This window comes from Desulfovulcanus sp. (genome assembly GCF_982781345.1).
On the sequence record NZ_CEYAEZ010000002.1, the window covers coordinates 20555 to 42404 of the forward strand.

Sequence of the window (21850 nt, forward strand, 5' to 3'; positions counted from 1 at the left end):
GCAAATTTGCTCAACTTACTCATTTCAGAACACAAAACCAATCATGTTGTGAAAGAACTTGTATATAGGGATCGTGTAAAGCCGCAAATCCCGGAGTGGGGTGGTCGGTTACCGATAGCCCTGGTCTTTCCCGAAGAAGAGAGTTTAGCCCTGTCTACGTTGGGTTGGCAGGTTGTATATAGATTGCTCACTGAAAAGAATGATTTTTTCGTAGTAGAGCGGTTTTTTGGTACCGGAAAAGATGGTGAGGTTGCGCGCTCTATTGACTCGGGAAAACCTTTATCCCTCTTTCCCCTTATATGTTTTAGCCTCAACTTTGAAGGCGATTATGTAAATGTTTTAAGACTTCTTAAAAATTCACGAATTCCTCTTTTAGCCCAAAAACGAAGCGATTGGCCACTGGTTATGGCTGGCGGGCCGATCGCTTTTTTAAATCCTTTCCCAATTCTCCCTAGTCTGGATTTTTTCTATGCTGGCGAAGCAGAAGAATCTTTTGTATCTCTGGTCCTAAAAATCAAGAAAATGTGGCTTGCTGGAGAAAGCAAAGAAGCCTCCTTGCAAAAAATAGCCGACCTTCCCGGGGTATTTGTTCCTAAAAATAGTAAAAGAGTTAAAAGGCAAATAGCAGGTCTTCCTTCTTTAAGGATCGGGGCACAAGGCATTGAGCCCCTACAACCTGCTTATTCTTGTTTCGTGCATGGTAAATCCAGGTTTAGGGATATGCTCCTTATCGAGATCAACAGGGGCTGTCCGTATGGATGCAGATTTTGTGCAGCCGGTTTTATCTATCGTCCACCCCGGCAAGCAGGTCTTGAAGATGTGCAGAAAATAGTGCTTGAGGTAAAACCCAGAAAGGTGGGGCTGGTCGGTACGGCTTTGACAGATTGGGAGGGTCTGTATCCCTTTTTGCGCTTCCTAAACAAACAAAAAATTAAATTTTCTTTGTCGTCACTGAGAGCTGATGGCTTAAACAAGGAGTTTTTGGAATTTTTGCGGCGTACAGGTACCAGGACTTTAACCTTGGCCGTAGAAGGCATAAGTAAAAGGCTGCGTAAAGCTATAAATAAGCGTTTTGATGACGAAAAGTTTTTTCAGGCTGTGGAACTTATTAGTGCGTTGCAGTTTAACAAGTTGAAACTCTATTTTATTTTAGGTTTTCCTGGAGAAAATGAAGCTGATTGGCAGGATTTGTCTGAATTTTTGGAGAGGTTGCAGTCAGCCAGAATAAAGGGGCAGGGTAAACGCAAGAAAGGAGTGGAACTTATTCAAATCAGTGCTAGTTGTCTGGTGCCCAAGGCCTGGACCCCTATGCAATGGGCACCTATGGCTTCAGAAAAGGAGTTAAATGATAAGCTGCATCGTTTTAAAAAGATGTGTTCAGGTTTTAAAGGTGTTAGATTCTCGGGCGAGAAAGCTTTTCAGGCCAGGCTCCAGGGCCTTCTGGCTCGAGGCGATGAACAGGTCTACTCTTTGCTCACATTGGTAGTCGATGAGAACGGTAACTGGCGTAGGGCATTGAAGCTTTGGTCCGGTGATATCTCTTGGTATCTGGACCGGGAGCGGGATGCCGATGAAGTTTTTGCGTGGGACGTCTTGGAAATAGGGGTGAGAAAAGATTATTTGCTCAGAGAGTGGGAAAGATATAAAAAATGTCTGTCCACACCTAAATGTCCGCAAAACGGGTGCCTTAAATGCCAGAGGTGCGGGATGGAGGCTTTTGAGTCTGTGCCCAAACTCAACTCAGAGAGCAAATCTTCATAATTTTTTTCAATCCTGGTTTCTTTTATGCTGGTGCAAATGCCTGGACCCATCTATAGTTTGCTTGCGGGCAGAGCATAATGGGGCATTTGGGATAAATGAATATTCTTTTTATTGTTGATAGTTATGACATAGTACCAGATATTTAGCTTTGTCGACCCGATGCTCTGCTTATCCGCAAGCTTCACCAAGATGGGTTACCCAGCCCTTTGCAATGCTTTCAAGAAACCAGGATTTCTAATCTGGTAGTCAAAATGTGGTTTGGCCACAGACTCTTTTGTGGAAGAAGCTTAAGAGGCTGCATTTAGCTACGTTTGGCTTTGTGAAGCGGAACAAAGCGATTGTAAGCGTATTTGAGTGCCAGAATATAAAGAGCAGCACAAATACCAAGGGCAGCATTATAGTATGGTGGTGCTGTTAGAGATAACCTTAACATCACAGTTGCCAATGCAAATCCTGAATTTCTAAACACTACTGGAAAAGCGTGGCTATAACGTAAGGAAACAAGAACGATCAGGATGTCACTGAAAACCAGAACTGTATAGAATGTCGTAAAAAAGTCGAATGTATAGCGTGATTGAATATATGTAATAGAAAAAAGGATACCCATAGCCGCAAAGGTTATTAGTAAGATGAGCGAGATTGTTTTTTTGGCTGAGATAAAATGGAATTCTTCCTTTTGATCGTAGGTTATTGGTTGATGGTAAAGGATTCGATAATAACATACAAGGATAAAGAATATAATTAAAGCTCCTCCTGCATTAGAGAGGATATACAAAATGGGTTCGATTGTTTTGGGCCAATGCAGTGGCTCGGGCAAATGGGCAAATTCTTTGAAGGACTGGCGAAGTAAAATCAGCGAAAAAATTTCAAACTGCTTTCCTAGAGCTTCCGAAACAGATCGGGCAAGGCCAAAGACGAGATCTATGACCTCTATGTAAAGCAGGAAGGTAAAAGTAAAACTTATAGCATAAAAATGACTTCTAGGTATGAGAGCTGAAATAGATGGGGGCAATAGCTCTCTTCGCCCCAGTTCAATGACGATAAGTGAAGCAAGGTAGATCAATATAAGTAGAATACCAATAGAACGTCTGTTGACATTACTTTTCCAGGCCCTATTGGCCATATCGAAAGTTTTGTTAGATAAATTGAAAAGACGGTCCATTGTTTATCCAAATTTAAGTAGACTTTGACGAAAATAATATAATTATTGAGGTGTTCGTTATTGTCAACAAAATTACTCACCATTACCATTGATTGGAAATTCCCTGTTTGAGCATTTGAGTCTGTGGCCAAACCCTACTCAGGGGACAAATTTTCATAATTTTTTTCAATACCAAGATGGGTTACCCAGCCCTTTGCAATGCTTTCAAGAAACCAGGATTTCTAATCTGGTAGTTAAAATGGGGTTTGGCCACAGACTCTTCTACTCTTTTGCAGGGACAGGTAGTTTGTCTTTTTTTCTGTATACCATCCCTTGAAAGATAGCTATTGTATCTCCGCTTTGATCCGATACGGTCACTGTATAGGAAGCAAGTTTTGGATTCTTGGAAATTTCTTTTGCTTCCGCAAAAATTGTTCCTTCTCTAACCGCTTTCAAATAGGAAATACTCACGTTAATGCCCATAGCAATTGTTCCGTGTGAATTTGAAGCAACAGCAAATACCAAGTCTGCCAGTGCGAATATTGCTCCTCCATGAACAGTCCCGACACTGTTTAGATGTTCATTCCGGATTTCTAACTTTGCCCTTGCGTACCCTTTAGACACTTCTAGTAATTCAATCCCGACATGTTCTGCAAACCTGTCATTTTTGAAGAATTTTTTAATGTTTTCCACAGAGTAGTCTCCTCATTAATTAATTCTTGCTATATATAAGTTTGCCCAACAAGATACTCTTTCATTGTAGAACGTCAGTATTATGGGGTTTGAGCCTTTATCGGTGATTTTCACTTGCCATCAAAGACTATAGTTTAGAATTACTTTTTTTCTTTCTCTTTTCCTTTTTGAAGGGCATCTTTTGCCCCCTTCAACATACCCGAGATGGCCCCCTTTGCTACCTCCACGGATTTTTTCCCGAGTTCTATAGCCTCGTCAGTCATGACGCGGGTTATCTTGCTTCCAGCCTCCGCAATGGTTTTGGCAACGTCTTTTCCTGTTTCTTTCAAACTTTCAGCAATTTTTTTCGCTGTACGACCAGTCTCTTTTTTCAAGACAGAAGTCGTTTTTTCAGTTTGTTCAACAAGTTCGGTTAATACTTCTTTTGCCACTTCTTGCGAGCGTCTTGCCACACTGAGAACAGTCTCCAGAAAAAGCTCTTCGATTGCCTCAAGATCTTTCTTTGTCCGGGCAAGGTCCTCGTGGATAAATTCCCTGGTTTTATCCCCAATGGATTCTACTACTGATGCGATTCCTTTTTGAGCCCCTTCAAAAGCGCCATGGGCAACATTTTTGATCTCCTTGCCGGTCTCCTCAGCGGCCTCCACAGCTCCAGAGAGGATTTTTTCGGCAATCTCCTTTACCCTTTTCGCCCTGAATCGGCCTTCTTTCAGGGCTTTTTCCGTAGCATCCTTGGTAATTTGGGCCACGGTCTCTTTTATATCCTCACCGGACTCTATGGCCTGTTTGACTGCTTCCTTTACAGTCTGCTTGGTCAAACCCAACAATTCTGTACTTTTTAATTTGATGCCGGTTAAAGCAGATTCAATCTGAGCTCTGAGCTCTTCGGACAATGTAGCTCCTGCCTCTTTAGCTCCTTCAAGACCTTCTCTAAGAGATTGGGCCAGTTTGGCTTTTTCGGTTTCAAGTTTTGTTTCAAGCTCGCTGATCTCTTTTCTGATAAGGTCGACGGTCTGATCTCCACGGCTGCGAACGCCGGCCATGGCCCCTTCAATGACAGCCTCGATGTGTTCTGTTATGTTCGCTTCGGCGTCTTTTAATCCTTCAACGGCAGCTGTTACAGCATCCTTTACGATAGAGCGAAACTCCTCAATACCGGCTTTGGTTTCTGCCATGGTGTCGGCCACCGCCTCCTTAACGATGTCGTATATCTTTTCCGATGTGATCCTCTCAGCTTCTTTAGCCTTCTTTAACTCTTCGACGATACGATCCTTCATTTGATTTTCCGACATGATTCCACCTCTTTAAACTTAATGTTAATGGTTACCTGCCAATTCTGAACTTAATGTTACGCGTTTTTTCCCACAGTTCCAAGCCGGACACCCATGACTTCCATTTTTCAACATCCAGTGACACATAATTGTAAAAAACATTTAGTTCGCGCGGCCATGCCCTGGGAATGCTAAAGCGCCGAGTAGCTTTTGGCCCGACTACTGTTTTTGCCTCACAATTTATCTGTTCCCGTGCTCTCATAACCATAAAATGGAGCCGATTTAATATATTGACTTCGCTTGCCCCTGCGTCCATATCGAGAGAAAGCAGATTTAGCTGGGGATACATCTCCCTGAGTTTGTTTTCCATTCCCCTCCCGGTAATGTGGTTGGAAATACAGCCGAATGGCTGCAAGCAGACAATGTTACTGATTCCATCACCAAGCATGGCGATCATTTCGGCTGCCAAAAGCCAGCCCTCGCCGAACTGATTGGCTAGACTGACTACTTCGTTAGTGATTTCAGAGAGTTTTCTTAGATCATGAGACTTCCGGTAAAAACGAAAACCTTGCATGACCCGCTTTATTTTACCAAGGTAGAAATTTGTATAAATTTCAAGCATCCTGGTTTTGATGTAGTCAATCAAAGAATGTTTAAACAGGGCCTTGTGGGCATATGCTTCGTTGATAAATTTTTGGGCAAAAAAGCTCTGCAAGGGGGGAAGAATTACTTCCAGACCTTGGTTGGAAAGCCACTCGATGATATTTCCATTGGAAAAAAAATTGTATTTGACGAAAATTTCGCCCACGACTCCGATTTTGGGAACGGGTTCCTTGTTGATTTCAACGCTGTTAAAGTCCGCAATGGCCTTTTTAAGAAGATTTAAAAGATAATAGTAATCAGCATTCTCAATCCCTGTTTCCATTTTTGAAAGATATTTGCTGTGAAGGGCTTTAGATGTCCCGGGAGTCTTTTCTCTGGGCACGGTGGATAGATACATTTGGGCCAGGGGATCAGCGAAGATAACTCCCAGGGCCAACCGTTTGACCAGCCCCTTTTCATCAATCTCAAATTCCGGCTGAGAATTGATACCCCCATAAGATATGCTGATTACCGGAACCGTATTCAGGCCGGCTGTGTTCAGTCCTTTCTTGATAAGAGGTACATAAGAGGATGCACGACATTGACCGCCGGTCTGGGTCAGAATAACAGCGGTCTTTTCAGGATCGTATAACCCTGATTGGAAAGCCTTTATAATGTCGCCTGCAACAAGGATAGAGGGATAGCACATGTCGTTGTTGATAGTTTTAAGGCCTAATTCAACCGAGGCTTTATCCTGGGACGGGAGCACTTCAACCCGATAACCGAGTGGTCTGAAAGCGAACGGGATCAGAGGTGAATAGAAGGGAGAAAAAAAAGGGGCAATCAGGGTCCATTCTTTGTCTTTGGGTGTTAAGGTTCGAGCAATTTTTCTTTTTTTATCTTTTCTTTGGACCCTCTCAGCATTCTCCTTTACTGTCTCTAGCATGGAGCGCAACCTGATTTTGACAGCACCCAGGTTGGTGATTTCATCCATCTTGAGCAGGGTATATATCTTTCCGCAGCCGCGTAAGATTTCTCCGACCTCATCAGTAGCAATGGCATCCAGACCGCAGCCAAAGGATGTTAGCTGAACCAATTGGGCATTGGGAGTTTGAGTTACCCACTTGGCTGCAGCATACAGCCTGTTTGTATAACTCCACTGGGTGAGGACATTGATATCATCCAGGAAGACCTGCTCTGGGGCTAAAGGAAGGGCATTCTCGCTGATAACATCCACTCCTTGTTCTGCCAGCAGATGGGGGATGCCGTGGTTGACAAGCGGGTCTTGGTGATAGGGTCGACCAGCAAGGACCACTATTGTTTTTCCCTGATCCTCTGCCTTGGCTATCAAAGCTTTTGCCCGGGCTCTAAGTCTCCCCTTGTAATTCTTTTGTGCTGTATGTCCTTTTTCCACAGCCCTGGATATCGTCCAGTAATCTATTCCAAACTGCTTAAAGAAGAGATAGAGCTGGTCCCTTAAAAGCTTTGAGTCCTTAAAGCTGATAGCTGGACTATCCAGTGGAATCCCAAATTTTTGTTTAGGGTTGACAGCGCTTTTTAAGAGATCAGGATATCCTGTAACCACCGGGCAGTTATAAGTGTTCAAAACATCCTCATATTCCTCTTGTTCACAGACCACCGTGGGATAAAAAATCCTGTCCACTTTTTTTTCAACAAGGTCGAAAATGTGGCCGTGGGCGAGCTTGGCAGGGAAACAGATGTTTTCTGACATGACCGTGCAGGCGCCCTTTTCATAGATGTTGAAGTTAGAGGGAGAGGAGAGAACCACCCTGAATCCACACGTGGTCAAAAAAGCACACCAGAAAGGAAAGTTTTCATACATGTTTAAGCAGCGGGGAAGACCATAGGTGAGGTTCGGTTCCTTTTCTGGCTCTCTTTTTCTGTCAAATAAGAGGATTGTCTGCTCGTCAACAAGATTATTCCCCTTTTGTTGGACATCAGGATTGTTGTTAAAATACCGCTCACACCGGTTTCCAGTATAAAAACAGTTTCTATTAGCAAAGGTAAGCTTCAAAACTGCGCACTTGTTCTCGCAACCGTTGCAGTGGATCTCCTTTTTGGAAAAATCAGTTTTCAACTCCTGGCTCCAAATAGGGGTTAAGGCAGCAGGTTTACTCTGCTTGCCGTGATAATTTACTATGGCTGTCAGGGCTGCACCGTAGGCACCCATTAATTCTGAAATGTCAGGTCTGATCACGTCTTTGTTAAGTGACAGCTCCAGGGCGCGTAATACGGCCGGATTGCGGAAAGTTCCTCCCTGGACAACTATTTTGTTCCCCAGTACATCAATATTGTTTAGTTTGAGTACTTTGTACAGTGCATTCTTGATGACTGAGTAAGCCAGCCCGGTTGAAATATCAGAGACAGTTGCCCCCTCTCTAAGGGCTTGCTTGACCTTGGAGTTCATGAAGACTGTGCAGCGGGTTCCCAGGTCAAAGGGCGAATTCTTTTCACATGCGATTTTGGCAAATTCCTGAACATTGTATCCCAGCGAGCGGGCAAAGGTTTCAATAAAGGAGCCACACCCTGAGGAGCAGGCCTCATTTACCTGGATTTCCGCCACAGCGAGATTATGAATATAGATCGCTTTCATATCCTGTCCGCCGATATCCAAAATAAAAGAGACATTTGGTTCAAACTGTCGCGCTGCACGGTAATGGGCCATGGTCTCAATCACGCCGTCATCTAATCCAAAGGCAGCTTTTATAAGGTCTTCGCCATAACCGGTGACAGCTGTTCGAACGATACGGGGAGAAAAGCCGAGCGCTGCGAATTTTTTCTTAAGCCTGCTCAACCCATCTTTTACCGCTTGGATGGGATCACCTTTATTGGCGTTGTAATAACCATGGGCCAGTTTCCCTTCCTCATCAATAAGGACAATTTTTGTAGTTGTTGAGCCGGAATCAACACCCAAAAAAAGTTTTTTTTCCTTTAGAACTGCTGGATTAACCCTGGGAATCATGGCCCGTGCATGTTTTTCTTGCCATGTCTCAAATTCGGCCTTGCTTTCAAACAGGGGAGGCAGCCTTTTGGTGTCGTTGTTTGTTTGCCGGGCGACTCCATTCTCAGGCATTGATAAAATATTACTAATCTTAGCCAGGAAACGTTTGCCATTTCGGATCATGGCCGCCCCCATGGCGGGGAGGAGTTCGCAATGGTCAGAAATAATCAGCTCTGAGTCACTTTTGACATCCAGTAAGTCGATAAAGGCATTGCGAAGTTTTGAGTAAAAAGTAAGGGGGCCGCCTCCGAAAAGTATCTTCTTTTTTATCTCCCGTCCTCTGGACAGTGCAGTGAGTACCTGCAGGGCAACCGCATGAAATATGGAGGCAGCAATATCTTCCTTGGATACGTGACGGCTTAACATGGACTGGATATCGGTCTTGGCAAAGACGCCGCATCGGGAGGCAATAGGATAAATATTGGAGGACTTTTTAGCCAGGGCATTTAGTTCTCTACCTTCAACATCCAACAGCACAGCCATTTGATCGATGAAGGCCCCAGTTCCTCCGGCACAACTGCCATTCATTCGGATGTCAGGACGGAAATGCTCGTCAAAGAAGATGATTTTGGAGTCTTCCCCACCGATTTCAATAAATGTCCTGACTTCAGGATAGAACTTTTCTATAAAATATGCAGAGGCCACAACTTCTTGAACAAAAGGCAGACCAAAGATTTCGGCCACTCCCATCCCGGCAGAGCCGGTAACTGCCAAGTCGAGTTCCACGTCGCCCAACTCCCGGATGGCTTCATTGAGAATGTCTCGAACCGTTTCTATGGCTTTGGCCTGATGGCGACGGTAACGCCAAAAAACCAGGTCGTCCTCTTTATCGAAGATGGTCACCTTGGCTGTTGTGGAGCCTATATCTATTCCGGCAAAATATATCTTATTAGGAGTTTTTGTCATTTTTGTTTCCAGGTTTCAAACTAGCGCAAATAGAAGCCAGCTTAGCGTTTTCGTTATTTTTTATCCTTGTATAATCTCTTAGAGAGCAAAATGTATCTATCAAAGAAACAATGAACGATTCCATATAACGCGGAGGCACAATGGTCAGTGGCCACATATGTTTTTTGATGATATCCTCTTCTTTTTTGGAGAGGCTGGCTATTTTACGCGCATTTTTGAGAGCAATATTATGGTGTCTGAAACCGTGTAGTCTTGGACCTTCACGCAGCCAATCGTAGTAGAAAAGATCGTGGAGCAGGGCGCCGCGGACAATTGAATTACAGTCGAGGGAAAGCCGTTTGCCCCAGAGAAAGCTCAAATATGCCACCTCTTTTACATGTGTAAGCCGTGTCTTGCCCCTATGATGCGTGTATTTTGAAAGTTTAACTACTCTGGGGTCTTCAAGCAGGGGCCTGGCCAGGTTTGTAAATTCTGTTTTTAAGCTTTCTTCATCTACTCTCAAGTCTAATAACTTTTTACTTAAAACCATCAAGAAGTCCACAAACATTATTGAAATCGTCACACCGGAAAATAGGGCTTTGACGCCTGGTGAAAGATAGGCGAGAAAACCTTGATAAGGGGGCAAGATGAGATATTCAAAGGCAAAGGCTAATAATATCCAGTAAATTGAAAATTTAAGGCAGATATGGCCGTTATAATTAAAACGTTGGTCTGAATAGTCCCAAAGACGGGTCTGAAAAAGGTGTTGTGCAATGAATCCGGAGGCCAGTTCAAGTCCCGTTGTAATTGTAAAATAAACGAAAGCTTTAAGTATTAAATTGGAGTTCTGTAACAGGTAAACAGCACCCATAAGTGCCAATGTGCTTATGCCGTATAGAAGGAGGTAAGGTCCTTTTAAGAGACCAGGGTTGACAAATCGTCTGTCCCGCAAAGATCGATAGGAGACCTCCAATATCCATCCAAGGATGGCAAAGAAGGAAAAGGAGAAAAGTAGGTTTAAGACATCAGTTTTCATTAAATTGCAAAAACATCGTATAAGTTAGGTAAGAGTTTGTGGTAAATTTTTTTTATCAATCGAGTCTGTGGAGCCTGTGGCCGAACCTTTATATCAACTCAATTTCCATAGTTTATTTCAGTCTTGGTTTCCTTCATGCTGGTACAAAGATTTGGACCCATCAAGCTTCTCTAAGATGCGTTACCCAAGCCGTTTGCAATGCATTTCAGAAACCAAGACTTTTTTTCCTGAGTTCCAGTTGATAATAAACGGTGGGTACCAGCACCAGGGTGACCAGGGTAGAAAGTAAAAGTCCTCCAAGCATGGTTATTCCCAGCGGATTCCAGACCTCTGCACCCACGCTTTTGGATATGGCCATGGGCAGCATGCCAAAAAAGGTGGTCAGCGTGGTCATAAGCACAGGCCTTAAGCGGCTCTGGCCTGCCTGGGTGACGGCTTCAAAAAGATTTTTGCCCTTTTTTTGCAAAAGATGGGTGTAATCGAGAAGTACAATGGCATTATTGACCACGATCCCTAAAAGCATGATGATACCCATAAAAGAGATAATTCCTAATGTGACGTCAAATAAGTAAAATGCATAAAAAACTCCGCTAAAGGCAAAGGGGACAGAAAACATAATGATCAAGGGGTCTCGCAGGTTTCCAAAAAGAGAGGCCATGACCATATAAACTAATATGATTCCCAGTACCAGAAGTGCAGTCAAATCATGGAAGGCTTTGGCCTGTTCCTCAATATCACCCCCGAAACTTAAGGAGATTCCAGAAGGAATTCCCATCTTGTCTATGGCCTTTTTAATGTCAGTTACTGCTTCGCCCAGGGAACGTTTGAAGAGGTCTGCCTCAACTTTTACGATTTTTTGGCGGTTTTTGCGCTCAATTTCAATTGGACCACTTCCTTCTTTGATTCTGACCACATTGCGCAAGCGAACCATGCGCCCATCAGGCGTAAAAATGGGGGCTCTTAGCAAGTGATCCAGGTTGTCTTTATTCTCTTTGTCCAGCCGGGTAAAAATATCAAAATTATCGCCGCTATCGCGAAAGCTGGTTGCTTGTTTTCCGTAAAAATAGTTCCTTAAGACAGTGGCAATAGAGGCCGCATTCAGCCCCAGCGAGGATGCTTTTGCCCGATCGATGATTACCCATAGTTCGGGTCGCGGGTCCTTTTGGCTTATGGATACATCCACCAGGCCCGGGATATTTTGCAGAGTTGCCTTTAACTTGTCTGCAAAAGCAATGAGCTCGTTTAAGTCAGCCCCTTGAAGTTCCAGTGAAACCGGTTTGCCTCTGCCCATGAGAATGGCTGTAATGGGGTCTTGGGCCGTCACCTTGATCCGCGTAATTCCTGGTATTTTCTGGACTCGCTCCCTGAGAAGGGCCGCAATTTCTTTGGCACTCCTGGTTCTTTGGTCCCGATCTACCAGCTTGAACCCGATTTGGCCCACATTTGGACCTTCATCCATACCTAAGGCCACGCCCTTGCCCTGCTCAGATTGACCATCAAAGGCATAGGAGTGACGAAATTCCTCTGGTTTTACCACCTCATCAATGTTTTGCAGAATTTCTTCCACGACCCGGTTGGTCTCTTCAATGCGCGTTCCTTCGGCCAGGCGAAAATCAATACTAATATCTCCTGTATCTGTTTCAGGCATAAAAGAAGTAGAAAGGTAGGGGACCAGGGAAAGACTACTGATAAAAATAGATACGGCTAGCAAAAAGACAGTTTTGCGGTGTTCTAATGCCCAGGCAAGAAGACTCGCATATGCTTTTTCCAGGGTATTGAACCAACTTTCACTTAAATTGTAAAGGCGCCCCAAGATTTTTTTTCGACCTTTTTTCTCCGGGATGCCTTTTTTGACCCATTTTGAACAGAGCATGGGTGTCATGGTCAGGGCAGTAAAAAGCGAGGCCAAGATGGTAATCACGATGACAAAGCCAAGCTGTTTAAAAATGATGCCGGCCAGTCCAGTGAGGAACATTAGCGGAACAAAGACTACTACAGTGGTCATGCTCGAAGCTGTAATAGCCATGCCCATTTCTGACGCTCCGCTAATGGCAGCCTGTACAGGAGATGAACCACGTTCCAGATGACGGATGATATTTTCCAGGACCACAACGCCGTTATCCACGACCATGCCCGAGGCAATGGCCAGGGACATGAGAGAAATCAGGTTTATGGTGTAGCCAAAGAGATAGAGAAATATAAAAGAGGTGATCAGTGAGAAAGGAATGGCCAGGGCAATAATGAAAGCTGGCCTTACCTGACGTAAGAGAAGCAGGGTGACCATGATGACAAAGAAAACACCCCACAAAAGAGTGCTACGCAGGTTTTTGACGCTAAGTAGTATGTTTTCTGAATTGTCCAGGACAATGTTGATTTTTACATCGGAAGGCAAGTTTTTGCGGAGTTGTTTAAGTTTGTCCTTAACCCTTTGAATAACTTCTACTGTATTTTTCCCACTCTGTTTTTGTAGGAGAAGGACAATGGCGTTTTTACCGTCACCCCAACCGTTTAACTCCTGCGGTTTATAAGCATCTTCAACTTTGGCCACATCGCGCAGATAAACAGGTTTTCCATCGTAAAAAGCAATAATCGTATCCTTAATTTCTTCCACATCCTTGTATCGCGCTGGAACGCGCACGAAATATTCGCGGAAGCCGGACTTGATATTCCCGGAAGGAACGTTCAGGTTTTCAGCAGCCAGTATCTGATTGATCCTGGGTATGGATAGACGGTATCCTTCGATTTTGTTGAGGTCAAAATAGATATTTATCCTGCGGCGCAAGCCCCCATAGAGCTGAATAGCTCCAACACCGGGAACGCGCTTTAGTTCGTCAGAGATATATTTGTTCACTAAATGATACAACCGGGGCCATGTCTTATTTGCGCTGACAGTCATAAAAAGGATCGGGGCGGTGGCGCTACTGAATTTAAAGAGCATGGGCGGCTCAACATCATCGGGCAGATCCCTTTTGGCCAGTTCCAGTTTGTCTCGTATGTCATTGGTAGCTGTATCCAGGTTTGTTCCCCATTCAAATTTGCAGGAAATTACGGAAAGGTTATCCAGGGATTTGGATGTCAGGCTGTCCAGATTATTGACGGCATTTACCTGATCTTCAATTTTTTTGGTCACCTCTGTCTCTACGTCAGAGGCGCTTGCCCCGGGCCAGGTGGTGAGAATGGAAACAACCGGAGGTTCAATATCGGGGAACATATCGATGCTGAGCTTGGATAGGGAAACAGCACCGATAAGGATAAAGGCCAGAAGAAGCATCAAAGTAGCTATTGGCTGTTTGACGGAAAACTCAGTTAGTTTCATCTCTTTTCTCCTTAACCTCCACAAGCATGCCGTCTTTTAACCTGTTTTGGCCTTTGACCACTATTTGCTCGCCCTCATGCAGTCCTGAAATGACCTGGACGCGGTTGCCCTGCTTGAGCCCTGTTTGAATATTTCGTAAGTAAGCCTTTTCTCCCTTGATCACATAAACATAATAATTCCCTGTGCCAGGCACCTTGTTTAAGGCATCCCGACTTATAACGAGGGCCTTTTTTTTGCCAAAATATAACCTTACATGGGCAAACATGCCTGAGCGTAAGGTAAGATCATTGTTAGGGATATGTATTTCAATGTTTGCGGTGCGGCTCTTTGGGTTTAGCGTGGGATAAACAATGGCTACCTGCCCGGAAAAGGCTTTTTCCGGATAGGCATCAGTATGAAAGGTTACCTCCATGCCTTTGCGCACAAAGGGGAAATCTCTTTCGGGTATGGAAGTCTCCACTTTGAGGATTTTTTCGTCGGAGATACGCAAAATAGGTATTTCTGTATCTGAAAGATTTCCAGGATCGACATAACGGGCAGCCACTACTCCTTTACACGGGGCATAAATACTATGGTTGCGATAAAGGATTTGAAGTTCTTTCAAAACTGCCCTGGCTTGCTTTAATCTGGCTTTAGCTGCTTTAAGCTCGGCCTGGATATGATCCAGTCTTTGTTTTGGCACGGCATGTTCCCGGAAGAGATTTTTTATGCGGCGGTAATCTTTTTGCAGTACTTCCAGGTTTGTTTGCGCTACCTCCACCTCTGCCCGGGCCCGGTTTACCCGGGCTTTGATCGTATCTTTTTCCAGAACTGCCACAAGTTGTCCTTTCTCGACCCAGTCTCCCTTTTCTACTAGTATCTTTTCAATGATCCTGCCTGCGACCTTGGGATGGACATCTACAACCTGAAGGGGTTTTAGGTCGCCTGTGACATCCAAAAACCAATCCAATTCTCCTTTTTTGACCGTATCAACTTGAACCGGTACTTTTTCTTCCTTTGGCGCTAAAAAATCATCCTTTTTTCTGAGTCCCAGAAAATTATACACTGCTATTGCTAAAAATATCAGGACTAAACAACTTATAATCCATGAGACTTTGTTGCCGGCCTTTCTTTGCTCTCCCATCTGCCTTTCTCCTTTTTATTTTTCTCCAACTGCCCGTTTAAGTTCAGCCCTAGCCACTCTATAACCATAGAGAGCTGAGTAGTAGTTTACCTCGGCCTGGGTAAGGTAAGTCCGCGCATCAAGTACTTCAGTGGATGTGGTAATCTGCTGCTGATATTGCAGGTTGGTGATGCGTAAATTTTCTTTGGCCTGGGAAAGGGCCTCTTTCGCAGTAAAGATATTTTCTTTAGCTACTTTTACCTTTTGATAGGCGTTTTTCACTTCTAAAAGGATACTCTCCTTGATACCTTCAACTTTTTCCTGCAGGGCCTTTTTCTGGTAAATGGTCTTTTGGACCTCTGAGCGGGTTTTGCCCCATTCAAAAAAAGTCCAGGAGAGTTGGACACCAACACTTAAGTTGTGGTTGTTGCTAAAATCATTATTCGTTGCCAGGGGGTCATCACCTGCTTGCTCATACTGTCCGACAAGGGCAACTTGTGGATAATCACCGCTTTTGGCCATCTGTATCCTCAAATCAGCCTCTCTTAATGCTATCTCCAGTTGCCTGAGTTCGGGTCGGTTGCGAAGGGCCTGTTTAAAGAGTTCCGGAAGTCCGTTAATTTCATGAGGCAAGACCGGTGGGTCTTCAATGCGTGTTTTTTGGTTAATATTTCGCCTGAGCAAGGTATTTAAGGTGGCAATGGCCATTTCCAGGTTGCTCGCTGCCCTGACTTGTTTTTGTCGGGCATTTGCCAGGGCTACCTGGGATTTTAAGAGGTCGTTATAGGAGATTATACCTTGGTCGTAGAAGTGTTTTGCATCGCGTACATGGGCCTTCAACTGGTAAACTTCTTCCCGGGCCACTTCTAAATACTTGCGAGCCAGTAAGATTTGAAAATAGGTCACCTTAACTTGTTTGGCGATATCCAGTATGGCTTGCTCTTTTTCGATTTTGCGTAAGTTAATCCCAAGGGCAGCAATTTTTTGTTTGGTAACTAGTGCAAACCCGGTGAAAACAGGTTGGGTAAGAGTCAGATCCCAGGAAAAATTGTCATTTTTTCCGACATACACCTTTGTCGGACCTGTTCTGGAATAAGGAGCATCGTTTAGATGGGTGTAAGCATAGGAAACGGATAATTTCGGAAAGAGATCAGCCCTGGCGCTTTTTTGTGCTTCTAAGCTTGCGCGTTGATTTTCTATGGCTTCCCGGATGAGTGTGTTGTTGGAGAGCGCTTCCTGGATGGCCTTTTCCAGCGTAAGAATATCTTCTCCTTGCTCGGCCTTTCCTGTATAGGGACAGAACACTGCTGCAAAAATAAGCAGCATGGTCAGCAAAGTTTTCTGTAAACAAGTGAACATTGCGCGTATCTCCTCACCCTTCATGTTTTTCTGTCAATACGGATTGAAAGAAGATTTTTTCAATTTCAGCTATGTTCTTCTCGAAGGGATGTTTTTTGGGGTCTTCAAGCCAGCAAAATAGAAAATTGTTTACAATTCCTTCCAGAGAGAGGGCAAGATAATAAGGATTTGCAGCACGGAAAATTCCTTTGTCAATCCCGTTGGCAAAAACTTTACTTAACTGGTTCAGAAAACTTTCGTAGCGTTCTTGGAGTTCCGTACTTAGCGTAGCTTTAAGATTAAATTTAACTCCACTGGTTTCAGCGAAATAAAGTCGAATCGCTTTTGCATTGGACATGAATACCTTTCCTTTGACCCGGATATAGTCCATGATCTTGGTATATTCGTCTTTTGTTCCCTGAAACACTTCATCAATAGCCGAATGAAATTGATCGGCAATCTCAAAAATAAGGGCTTTGTAGACATCTTCTTTGTTTTTAAAGAATTTATACAAAGTGCCCACAGCGAATTCAGCAGTTTTGGCGATCTCATGCATAGAGACATTATGGTAGCCTTTGCTGGAAAAGAGATCGAGAGCCACTTCCAGTATTTCGCTGCGATGCCGCATCTTTTCCCTTTCCCGCCTGGTAAGTTTTTTTTCTTCCACTCCTTATGAACTCCCGTATCACTTTTTTTATAGATTTTGTCCAAAATTGTGGGGTGCGTCCGGTAAATTGTACTTAAGTTGAGTGATTTTCACCCAAAGGGTGAGATTGCCACGGGCAGCTTCGCTGCCCTCGCAATGACAATCTCGCCCCTGTCATTGCGAGCTTAAGCAAAGTGGAGCGAAGCAATCTCAAAGTTAGGAGTGCAAAAAAATCGCTCAACTTAGGTTGTATGTTATTTACGAATCCCGCCTTTGACGGGTCTAGTTTAATGAGGGCCTTGAAATTTTTTGAGTTGGAAACCTAGAATGCATATTCAAATTATGAACGAAACGTCACATTATGAATCAAATGTCATGTTGTCAAGTAACGGGCTAACATTTTGAGTGAAGAGTCTGTGGCCAAACCCCATTCTGAGCACCAGATTGAAAATCCTGATTTCTTGAAAGCCTTGCAAAGGGCTGGGTAAACCATCTTGGGGAAGCTTGAGGCTAAGCAGAGCATCGGGGCGACAAAGCTAAATATCTTGGGGTCTATTTGCCATAACTGCCGGCAATAAAAAGAATTTTCATTTATTCCAAGTCTGCCATTATGCTCTGCCCGCAAGCAAGCCTTAGATGGGTCCAGGCATTTACACCAGCATGAAAGAAATCAGGATTGAAAAAAGTATGAAATATTGTCCTCTTAAGTAAGGTTTGGCCACAGACTCTCAAGATTCTGGGAGTCGAGAGTGGGGAGTTAAAAAAAAAAAGAAAGAGCCTTGGATTCTTAAACTACTGAGCCTTGGCTCACAGCAGCGCTACGGAATGCGTTCGTATTGTTTTACCTGATATACAAAAGCTTCAAGTCGGGTCAGGATGTTTGTCTGCCTTTGGCCGTCAAAAGAAAGGGTTAGGGCAGGAAATTTTGCGTAATCTTGCCTAAGCCTCTTTAATACAGCATCCACTATACTTCCCGGCATGCAGGAAAAGGGCATGGCATTAATCACTCCAGCTGCCTTTTTGCGTATGTAATCCACGGTCTTACCCACGCTCAAAATAGCTTCCCCTTCAAACTCCGGGTGGATGTAATCTTTAGCCCAGTTGATTAGAGTTGATGTGTCCGGTTCAGGCATGGAACGAAGTCTCTTCACCAGGGAGAAAAAGCGCTCCTCATCCCTTTTTTGTATCAAATGTTCTACCAGCAGCTTGAAAAGTCTCTTCCACTGCCCCTCACGCCATGCCCAGCGTCTGGACGTGAAGTTCACGTAGTTGAGCCATTCGCCCATAAAAGGCGTCCAGACCTCCAGTCCCAGATTTTCCAGAGTGTTAAACAGGTTACTATTCGCCACCTGGTTAGAACGAACATAAATCTCTCCGATCACTCCGACCACAGGTCTGGGATTGGACCGGTAGGGAAGCCGGGAAAACTCCTTCCAGGCATCCTTCATCAAATGGAGGATGTCCCCTTTTTTTTCCACTGCCCGTCCTATTTTTCCCAGGAAGGAGCTATAGAGTTGCTCTCCTTTTTCGCGCGATAGCAGGTAAGGTTTGAATTCACTATAGAGCTTCTGCAACACATCAACAGCCATAATCCCTTGCCACGCCAGGCGGGAAAACTTTCCGCTTATCTGGTCAAAATCACCATATGCTGCGCTTTGATCGGGAGAGAAGATATCCACTTTCTTGAAGCCCAGTTCATTTATGATCTGTCTTTGTAGCTTGTTGTAAAGTCCAAAGCGGCAAGGGCCTGTGGTGGTAGGCATAAAAAAGGCTATCTGGTTTTCCTTCAAACAGGTCTTTCGCAGGAGTTTCAGCATATCTCCAAGAGTGAGTACGAGTGGCAGACATTCCTTGCCGGATGTCACCTCCCGGCCGAGCCGGAGGGTCTCGTCGTCTGAAGGAGGCAGAGCCTGGGCCTTTATCCCAAAGCTCCGAAAGCTGGCCGCCAGAACCAGAGCGTGATCTGACATATAGGGGATAAAAAGTGTTCTTCCAGAAAGCCCTTTTTTTATTTTTGATTGAGGCGGTTTCCTGCCCTTGGTCAGGGAATAGCTTTTTCTTTTTCTCATTTTCAGGCTGTCCCAGAAGGCCTCGATTCTGGTCATGATCCCGGCATCTGCGCTGTGTTCGTCAATCTCGAGTTCAAGGCAAGGCCTATCACCGATGGCCTTTTTAAAAAAGGGAAAGATAAAAGAGTCAGGACCACAGGCAAAATTGGTCACGTATATAGGGAACAGCCTCTTGCTGGAGCTTATGAACCTGGCTGCGGCCAGTATCTTCTGGCCATACCCCCAGTAGATATCGGGGTCATTTATTTCAAGGGGAAGAAAATCCATGGGCAAGGCAAGGGCCCCGATGCGGGACAGCTTTTGCGAGAGGTGGAGGCTGGATCCCGGATCAAAGGCATTATATGGCCGGCCAACCAGAATAAGGAGGTCTTCTCCTTGTCTCTCATCCAGGATTTTTTTTCCTTTTTTTATAAGAGAACCCCAAAACTCTCTCTGGGCACTCCATGCCATGTCCAGGGCTCGATTCATCTCCCTCCAGCTAACATCCAATTCTTTTGCCAGGGATTTAAAGCCTTTTTTAAAATGAGTCGAACGCCCGGGGCGCAGTATAGGTTGAATAAGTCTCGTCCCGCTGGCCTTGAAGTCAATAGAGGAGGGAGCTATCCACGGTAGACTTTGAATCAATGGACATGTCTGCCCTGACCCTTCTGTTTCTGTCCCCGCAGGGTTTGCCTGGCACAGGTCTGCGATCTGGGGAAGAAAAATGTTTTTCACTCCTTTTTTGTGGATGAGATTTAAAAGATGGCCATGGGCCAGCTTGATCGGAAAACAGGTCTCAGTGACCACGACTCCTGTTCCCTGCTGTATGAGCTCACCGTTGGAATGATCAGAGAGTTCCACGTCAAAACCCAATTCCTGGAAAAGAACCCCAAAAAAAGGAAGCCACTCCATAAAGACCAGGGCTCTTGGAATACCGATTTTTTCTTTGTCCTGGTTTTTTATCTGCCACCGAGTTAGGTACTCATTCCTGGCCGCTATAAGATCAGGAAGAACGGCCTTAGATGGCCTTGCTTTCTCGTATTTTTCGCAGCGGGCTCCGTAGAAAAAGGTATCCTTGTCCGCTGTGACCAACTTCTGGATCTGACACCTGTTGACACAGCCAGAGCACTCAAAAGTAGAAACAGAATAATCCAGCTCGCTTAGCTCAAAGCCTTTAAATTTGGTGCGCGGTATCTTCTCATCAGCAGCTAAAAGGGCAGCTCCAATTGCGCCAGTTACTTCACAATATTTCGGCACAATAACCTTTTTTTGCAAGACCTTGGAGAAAGCAGAAACAATACCTTTATTTTTGGCCGTTCCTCCCTGAAAGAACACTTTTTCCCCGGCCTTTCTCTTTTCCATTACTTTGTTCAAGTAATTATAGACGATGGCGTAACATAATCCTCCGGCCAGATCTTCCTTGGTTACTCCCTGCTGCTGGTAGTGGACCAGATCCGATTGCATAAAGACTGTGCATCTTTCCATCATTTTAACAGGGGCCCGGCTTTTCATGGCCAGATCGCCAAAATCTTCTATATTTATTCCAAGGCGGACAGCTTGTTCTTCAAGGAAAGAACCTGTACCCGCGGCACAGGCTTTGTTCATCGTAAAGTCCAAAACTACTCCATCCTGAAGAGAGATGAACTTGGAATCTTGGCCTCCGATTTCAATTATCGTCTCCACATCCTGGTCTATGGTCAGAGCTGCTTTGGCCTGGGCAGTGATCTCGTTGCGTACCACATCTGCCCCCACAAAATCCGCACAAAGATAGCGCCCAGAGCCCGTGCATCCTACACCAGCGACCACGGTTCCCGGTTTCATCTGTTTGGCGATGCCCGCCAAGGCCTTTTTAATCGCCTGGAGAGGACGGCCCGAGGTGGGCAGGTAGGTCTTGGCAATGACCTGAAATCCATCATTATTATCTCCCAAGGTTATAGCCGCTATTTTCGTACTGACAGAACCCACATCTATTCCTAAAAAGGTGTGATTCGAGGATGGATGGTCGAGAGAAACATTTTTCCTGCTCCTGCTTATACCGACAGAAAGGGATGGCAAGCGCTCGGTCTCCACTGGTCCCTTTTTTAGAAGAGCTCTTTTTTGCAGCCACTGATTATCTCTTTTGTCTTCTTCCCGGGAGAAGATGGCCGCGCCAATTGCGCCCATGGTGGCGAAGTGTTCAGGGATAATCAGCTCTCCTTCTTTTAGAGAAAAGATTTCCTTTATCGCCCGCCTCACTCCCAGGTTGGCTGCCACTCCTCCCTGAAAGACAACCGGCGCGAGGACATCCTTACCACGGGCCAGGTTACTCTTTAAATTGCGGATGATGGCAAAACATAAGCCGGCGATTATTTCGTAGTCAGGAACTGCCATTTGCTGGAGGTGGATCATGTCTGACTTGGCAAATACCGTGCACCGCCCGGCAAGCGCTGGTATCCTTTTGGCTTTTAGTGCCTGGCTGGAAAAATCGTCTATTAAATAACCAAGCCGCGCTGCCTGCTGGTCCAGGAAGGCCCCGGTCCCGGCTGCACAAAGGGTATTTAAGGCAAAGTCTTCAATATAAAGCCTTTTTCCCTTTCTCTGTCGTCCTAACAAAACCAGCTTGGAATCCTCTCCTCCAATATCAATAATTGTCCTTGCCCGGGGGAAAAAGAACTCAACTGCCCTGGTATGAGCAATGACTTCATTTATAAACTCAACTCCCAGGAGCCTGGCAATTGATTTGCCGGCACTGCCGGTGCAGACAAGGGAGGCGAAATTCTCCTCAGCAAAGGATTTTTCCAGTTCCACAAGGAATTCGGCAGCCATCTTCAGGGGCTGGCCGTGGGTGGGTTTATAGCGTTCGTGGATGATTTTGCCTCTGCCGTCCAGGACAATGATCTTGGCCGTGCCTGAGCCGACATCAAGACCGGGGTAAAGGAGATCTTTCACGTAGTTCCTTAAGTGTAGAAGTTAAGAAGCTTCTTTTAAGAAGCTGAGAAGTTAGGAAGAAAAGAAGGTTGGAGAATAAGG

11 protein-coding genes are annotated in these 21850 nt (G+C 44.9%); 1 reads left to right on the forward strand and 10 read right to left on the reverse strand.

Going from position 1 to position 21850, the window contains the following annotated elements:
- The first annotated feature begins 48 nt into the window (after window positions 1–48).
- On the forward strand, window positions 49–1761 hold the full coding sequence (locus AC3WVG_RS00545) for a radical SAM protein (RefSeq protein ID WP_488796231.1): 1713 nt from the start codon (window positions 49–51) through the stop codon (window positions 1759–1761).
- Between the two features lie 301 nt (window positions 1762–2062).
- On the opposite strand, the gene AC3WVG_RS00550 is transcribed toward AC3WVG_RS00545, so the two are convergent.
- From AC3WVG_RS00550 to AC3WVG_RS00595, 10 genes are all read right to left on the reverse strand, one after another.
- Complete coding sequence (locus AC3WVG_RS00550) at window positions 2063–2923, reverse strand: hypothetical protein (RefSeq protein WP_488796232.1); 861 nt, start codon at window positions 2921–2923, stop codon at window positions 2063–2065.
- Window positions 2924–3184: 261 nt separating this feature from the next.
- Window positions 3185–3595 (reverse strand): PaaI family thioesterase, encoded by a 411-nt coding sequence (locus AC3WVG_RS00555; protein ID WP_252379883.1) that lies wholly within the window; start codon window positions 3593–3595, stop codon window positions 3185–3187.
- Window positions 3596–3735: 140 nt separating this feature from the next.
- On the reverse strand, window positions 3736–4887 hold the full coding sequence (locus AC3WVG_RS00560) for a DUF6781 family protein (RefSeq protein WP_488796233.1): 1152 nt from the start codon (window positions 4885–4887) through the stop codon (window positions 3736–3738).
- A 31-nt stretch (window positions 4888–4918) separates the two neighbouring features.
- Window positions 4919–9376, reverse strand: coding sequence for an acyl-CoA dehydratase activase (locus AC3WVG_RS00565; RefSeq protein WP_488796234.1), 4458 nt, complete (start codon window positions 9374–9376; stop codon window positions 4919–4921).
- Window positions 9360–10391 carry a putative ABC transporter permease gene (locus tag AC3WVG_RS00570; protein ID WP_488796235.1) on the reverse strand — a complete coding sequence of 344 codons (1032 nt, stop codon included), beginning with the start codon at window positions 10389–10391 and terminating at the stop codon, window positions 9360–9362. Before AC3WVG_RS00570 ends, AC3WVG_RS00565 begins: the two co-directional genes overlap by 17 nt.
- 205 nt (window positions 10392–10596) lie before the next feature.
- Entirely contained in the window at window positions 10597–13707 is a 3111-nt protein-coding gene (locus AC3WVG_RS00575; RefSeq protein WP_488796236.1) for an efflux RND transporter permease subunit, read from the reverse strand.
- The gene (locus AC3WVG_RS00580) at window positions 13694–14830 is read right to left on the reverse strand and encodes an efflux RND transporter periplasmic adaptor subunit (RefSeq protein ID WP_488796237.1); all 1137 of its coding nucleotides are present in this window, start codon (window positions 14828–14830) and stop codon (window positions 13694–13696) included. Before AC3WVG_RS00580 ends, AC3WVG_RS00575 begins: the two co-directional genes overlap by 14 nt.
- Window positions 14831–14845: 15 nt before the next feature.
- Window positions 14846–16168 carry a TolC family protein gene (locus tag AC3WVG_RS00585; protein ID WP_488796238.1) on the reverse strand — a complete coding sequence of 441 codons (1323 nt, stop codon included), beginning with the start codon at window positions 16166–16168 and terminating at the stop codon, window positions 14846–14848.
- Window positions 16169–16181: 13 nt separating this feature from the next.
- On the reverse strand, window positions 16182–16814 hold the full coding sequence (locus tag AC3WVG_RS00590; protein WP_488796239.1) for a TetR/AcrR family transcriptional regulator: 633 nt from the start codon (window positions 16812–16814) through the stop codon (window positions 16182–16184).
- Between the two features lie 797 nt (window positions 16815–17611).
- Window positions 17612–21769, reverse strand: coding sequence for an acyl-CoA dehydratase activase (locus AC3WVG_RS00595; protein WP_488796240.1), 4158 nt, complete (start codon window positions 21767–21769; stop codon window positions 17612–17614).
- Window positions 21770–21850: the final 81 nt, after the last annotated feature.

What these genes read in the sequence shown, in the direction of transcription:
- AC3WVG_RS00550 (WP_488796232.1), bottom strand. Translation starts at nt 2,923, where the DNA reads ATGGACCGTCTTTTCAATTTATCTAACAAAACTTTCGATATGGCCAAT.
- AC3WVG_RS00580 (WP_488796237.1), bottom strand. Translation starts at nt 14,830, where the DNA reads ATGGGAGAGCAAAGAAAGGCCGGCAACAAAGTCTCATGGATTATAAGT.
- AC3WVG_RS00570 (WP_488796235.1), bottom strand. Translation starts at nt 10,391, where the DNA reads ATGAAAACTGATGTCTTAAACCTACTTTTCTCCTTTTCCTTCTTTGCC.
- AC3WVG_RS00565 (WP_488796234.1), bottom strand. Translation starts at nt 9,376, where the DNA reads ATGACAAAAACTCCTAATAAGATATATTTTGCCGGAATAGATATAGGC.
- AC3WVG_RS00575 (WP_488796236.1), bottom strand. Translation starts at nt 13,707, where the DNA reads ATGAAACTAACTGAGTTTTCCGTCAAACAGCCAATAGCTACTTTGATG.
- AC3WVG_RS00585 (WP_488796238.1), bottom strand. Translation starts at nt 16,168, where the DNA reads ATGTTCACTTGTTTACAGAAAACTTTGCTGACCATGCTGCTTATTTTT.
- AC3WVG_RS00560 (WP_488796233.1), bottom strand. Translation starts at nt 4,887, where the DNA reads ATGTCGGAAAATCAAATGAAGGATCGTATCGTCGAAGAGTTAAAGAAG.